This is a genomic window from Streptococcus mitis (assembly GCF_001579045.1).
In the GTDB taxonomy this organism is placed as follows: Bacteria; Bacillota; Bacilli; order Lactobacillales; family Streptococcaceae; genus Streptococcus; species Streptococcus mitis_D.
This window is the reverse complement of sequence record NZ_KQ970267.1, coordinates 1-4,964: the sequence shown is the minus strand read 5'-3', so window position 1 is coordinate 4,964 and position 4,964 is coordinate 1. Positions and strand designations below refer to the sequence as shown.

The 4,964-nt window shown below is 50.0% G+C and carries 1 tRNA gene and 3 rRNA genes; all 4 read right to left on the bottom strand.

Annotation, left to right across the window (positions count from 1 at the left end):
* Positions 1-4: 4 nt before the first annotated feature.
* A 5S ribosomal RNA gene (gene rrf / locus SMIDD28_RS10645) occupies positions 5-120 on the bottom strand.
* Positions 121-196: 76 nt separating this feature from the next.
* A 23S ribosomal RNA gene (locus SMIDD28_RS10640) occupies positions 197-3,098 on the bottom strand.
* Positions 3,099-3,223: 125 nt separating this feature from the next.
* Positions 3,224-3,296: transfer RNA gene (locus SMIDD28_RS10635), tRNA-Ala, on the bottom strand.
* A 51-nt stretch (positions 3,297-3,347) separates the two neighbouring features.
* Positions 3,348-4,893 (bottom strand): 16S ribosomal RNA (locus SMIDD28_RS10630).
* The 16S, 23S and 5S rRNA genes sit together here with 1 tRNA gene alongside, the layout of an rRNA operon.
* Positions 4,894-4,964 lie beyond the last annotated feature (71 nt).

Below are 4,964 nucleotides of genomic sequence, written 5' to 3'. Positions count from 1 at the left end.
TAAAGCTAAGCGACTTCCCTATCTCACAGGGGGCAACCCCCAACTACTTCCGGCGTTCTAGGGCTTAACTTCTGTGTTCGGCATGGGTACAGGTGTATCTCCTAGGCTATCGTCACTTAACTCTGAGTAATACCTACTCAAAATTGAATATCTATTCAAAACAAGAAAACCTCTCGCTTTCATATTCTCAGTTACTTTGGATAAGTCCTCGAGCTATTAGTATTAGTCCGCTACATGTGTCGCCACACTTCCACTTCTAACCTATCTACCTGATCATCTCTCAGGGCTCTTACTGATATATAATCATGGGAAATCTCATCTTGAGGTGGGTTTCACACTTAGATGCTTTCAGCGTTTATCCCTTCCCTACATAGCTACCCAGCGATGCCTTTGGCAAGACAACTGGTACACCAGCGGTAAGTCCACTCTGGTCCTCTCGTACTAGGAGCAGATCCTCTCAAATTTCCTACGCCCGCGACGGATAGGGACCGAACTGTCTCACGACGTTCTGAACCCAGCTCGCGTGCCGCTTTAATGGGCGAACAGCCCAACCCTTGGGACCGACTACAGCCCCAGGATGCGACGAGCCGACATCGAGGTGCCAAACCTCCCCGTCGATGTGAACTCTTGGGGGAGATAAGCCTGTTATCCCCAGGGTAGCTTTTATCCGTTGAGCGATGGCCCTTCCATACGGAACCACCGGATCACTAAGCCCGACTTTCGTCCCTGCTCGAGTTGTAGCTCTCGCAGTCAAGCTCCCTTATACCTTTACACTCTGCGAATGATTTCCAACCATTCTGAGGGAACCTTTGGGCGCCTCCGTTACCTTTTAGGAGGCGACCGCCCCAGTCAAACTGCCCGTCAGACACTGTCTCCGATAGGGATCACCTATCTGGGTTAGAGTGGCCATAACACAAGGGTAGTATCCCAACAACGTCTCCTTCGAAACTGGCGTCCCGATCTCGTAGACTCCTACCTATCCTGTACATGTGGTACAGACACTCAATATCAAACTGCAGTAAAGCTCCATGGGGTCTTTCCGTCCTGTCGCGGGTAACCTGCATCTTCACAGGTACTAAAATTTCACCGAGTCTCTCGTTGAGACAGTGCCCAAATCATTACGCCTTTCGTGCGGGTCGGAACTTACCCGACAAGGAATTTCGCTACCTTAGGACCGTTATAGTTACGGCCGCCGTTTACTGGGGCTTCAATTCATACCTTCGCTTACGCTAAGCACTCCTCTTAACCTTCCAGCACCGGGCAGGCGTCACCCCCTATACATCATCTTACGATTTAGCAGAGAGCTGTGTTTTTGATAAACAGTTGCTTGGGCCTATTCACTGCGGCTGACGTAAAGTCAGCACCCCTTCTCCCGAAGTTACGGGGTCATTTTGCCGAGTTCCTTAACGAGAGTTCTCTCGCTCACCTGAGGCTACTCGCCTCGACTACCTGTGTCGGTTTGCGGTACGGGTAGAGTATGTTTAAACGCTAGAAGCTTTTCTTGGCAGTGTGACGTCACTAACTTCGCTACTAAACTTCGCTCCCCATCACAGCTCAATGTTACAGAACTAAGCATTTTACTCAATTCACACCTCACTGCTTAGACAGACACTTCCAATCGTCTGCTTTAGTTAGCCTACTGCGTCCCTCCATCACTACATACTCTAGTACAGGAATATCAACCTGTTGTCCATCGGATACACCTTTCGGTCTCTCCTTAGGTCCCGACTAACCCAGGGCGGACGAGCCTTCCCCTGGAAACCTTAGTCTTACGGTGGACAGGATTCTCACCTGTCTTTCGCTACTCATACCGGCATTCTCACTTCTATGCGTTCCAGCACTCCTCACGGTATACCTTCTTCACACATAGAACGCTCTCCTACCATACCTATAAAGGTATCCACAGCTTCGGTAAATTGTTTTAGCCCCGGTACATTTTCGGCGCAGGGTCACTCGACTAGTGAGCTATTACGCACTCTTTGAATGAATAGCTGCTTCTAAGCTAACATCCTAGTTGTCTGTGCAACCCCACATCCTTTTCCACTTAACAATTATTTTGGGACCTTAGCTGGTGGTCTGGGCTGTTTCCCTTTCGACTACGGATCTTAGCACTCGCAGTCTGACTGCCGACCATAATTCTTTGGCATTCGGAGTTTATCTGAGATTGGTAATCCGGGATGGACCCCTCACCCAAACAGTGCTCTACCTCCAAGAATCTCTAATGTCGACGCTAGCCCTAAAGCTATTTCGGAGAGAACCAGCTATCTCCAAGTTCGTTTGGAATTTCTCCGCTACCCACAAGTCATCCAAGCACTTTTCAACGTGCCCTGGTTCGGTCCTCCAGTGCGTCTTACCGCACCTTCAACCTGCTCATGGGTAGGTCACATGGTTTCGGGTCTACGTCATGATACTAAGGCGCCCTATTCAGACTCGGTTTCCCTACGGCTCCGTCTCTTCAACTTAACCTCGCATCATAACGTAACTCGCCGGTTCATTCTACAAAAGGCACGCTCTCACCCATTAACGGGCTCGAACTTGTTGTAGGCACACGGTTTCAGGTTCTATTTCACTCCCCTCCCGGGGTGCTTTTCACCTTTCCCTCACAGTACTGGTTCACTATCGGTCACTAGGGAGTATTTAGGGTTGGGAGATGGTCCTCCCAGATTCCGACGGGATTTCTCGTGTCCCGCCGTACTCAGGATACTGCTAGGTACAAAGACTATTTTAAATACGAGGCTATTACTCTCTTTGGCTGATCTTCCCAAATCATTCTTCTATAATCTTTGAGTCCACATTGCAGTCCTACAACCCCGAAGAGTAAACTCTTCGGTTTGCCCTCCTGCCGTTTCGCTCGCCGCTACTAAGGCAATCGCTTTTGCTTTCTCTTCCTGCAGCTACTTAGATGTTTCAGTTCACTGCGTCTTCCTCCTCACATCCTTAACAGATGCGGGTAACAGGTAGTACCTGTTGGGTTCCCCCATTCGGAAATCCCTGGATCATCGCTTACTTACAGCTACCCAAGGCATATCGTCGTTTGTCACGTCCTTCTTCGGCTCCTAGTGCCAAGGCATCCACCGTGCGCCCTTATTAACTTAACCTTATTTTTCTGACCTTTCAGTCATAAACTCTTATTAATACTACAGCGTTTTCGGTTTATTTTCTTGTTACTATTTGATATAGATATTCAATTTTCAATGTGCATTACTTGGTGATCTCTCACCAATGGAGCCTAGCGGGATCGAACCGCTGACCTCCTGCGTGCAAAGCAGGCGCTCTCCCAGCTGAGCTAAGGCCCCACAAGACCTCTCAAGACTAAACAAGACCAATGCGCAGTTCCTTTTCCTTAGAAAGGAGGTGATCCAGCCGCACCTTCCGATACGGCTACCTTGTTACGACTTCACCCCAATCATCTATCCCACCTTAGGCGGCTGGCTCCTTACGGTTACCTCACCGACTTCGGGTGTTACAAACTCTCGTGGTGTGACGGGCGGTGTGTACAAGGCCCGGGAACGTATTCACCGCGGCGTGCTGATCCGCGATTACTAGCGATTCCGACTTCATGTAGGCGAGTTGCAGCCTACAATCCGAACTGAGACTGGCTTTAAGAGATTAGCTTGCCGTCACCGGCTTGCGACTCGTTGTACCAGCCATTGTAGCACGTGTGTAGCCCAGGTCATAAGGGGCATGATGATTTGACGTCATCCCCACCTTCCTCCGGTTTATTACCGGCAGTCTCGCTAGAGTGCCCAACTGAATGATGGCAACTAACAATAGGGGTTGCGCTCGTTGCGGGACTTAACCCAACATCTCACGACACGAGCTGACGACAACCATGCACCACCTGTCACCTCTGTCCCGAAGGAAAACTCTATCTCTAGAGCGGTCAGAGGGATGTCAAGACCTGGTAAGGTTCTTCGCGTTGCTTCGAATTAAACCACATGCTCCACCGCTTGTGCGGGCCCCCGTCAATTCCTTTGAGTTTCAACCTTGCGGTCGTACTCCCCAGGCGGAGTGCTTAATGCGTTAGCTGCGGCACTAAACCCCGGAAAGGGTCTAACACCTAGCACTCATCGTTTACGGCGTGGACTACCAGGGTATCTAATCCTGTTTGCTCCCCACGCTTTCGAGCCTCAGCGTCAGTTACAAGCCAGAGAGCCGCTTTCGCCACCGGTGTTCCTCCATATATCTACGCATTTCACCGCTACACATGGAATTCCACTCTCCCCTCTTGCACTCAAGTTAAACAGTTTCCAAAGCGTACTATGGTTAAGCCACAGCCTTTAACTTCAGACTTATCTAACCGCCTGCGCTCGCTTTACGCCCAATAAATCCGGACAACGCTCGGGACCTACGTATTACCGCGGCTGCTGGCACGTAGTTAGCCGTCCCTTTCTGGTAAGATACCGTCACAGTGTGAACTTTCCACTCTCACACTCGTTCTTCTCTTACAACAGAGCTTTACGATCCGAAAACCTTCTTCACTCACGCGGCGTTGCTCGGTCAGACTTCCGTCCATTGCCGAAGATTCCCTACTGCTGCCTCCCGTAGGAGTCTGGGCCGTGTCTCAGTCCCAGTGTGGCCGATCACCCTCTCAGGTCGGCTATGTATCGTCGCCTTGGTGAGCCGTTACCCCACCAACTAGCTAATACAACGCAGGTCCATCTGGTAGTGATGCATTTGCACCTTTTAAGTAAATGTCATGCAACATCTACTCTTATGCGGTATTAGCTATCGTTTCCAATAGTTATCCCCCGCTACCAGGCAGGTTACCTACGCGTTACTCACCCGTTCGCAACTCATCCAGAGAAGCAAGCTCCTCCTTCAGCGTTCTACTTGCATGTATTAGGCACGCCGCCAGCGTTCGTCCTGAGCCAGGATCAAACTCTCATTAAAAGTTTGAGTTCTCACTCATTTCTGTCACTGACAGATTGTTTGTTTTTTTCATTGTTCAGTACTACAACCTT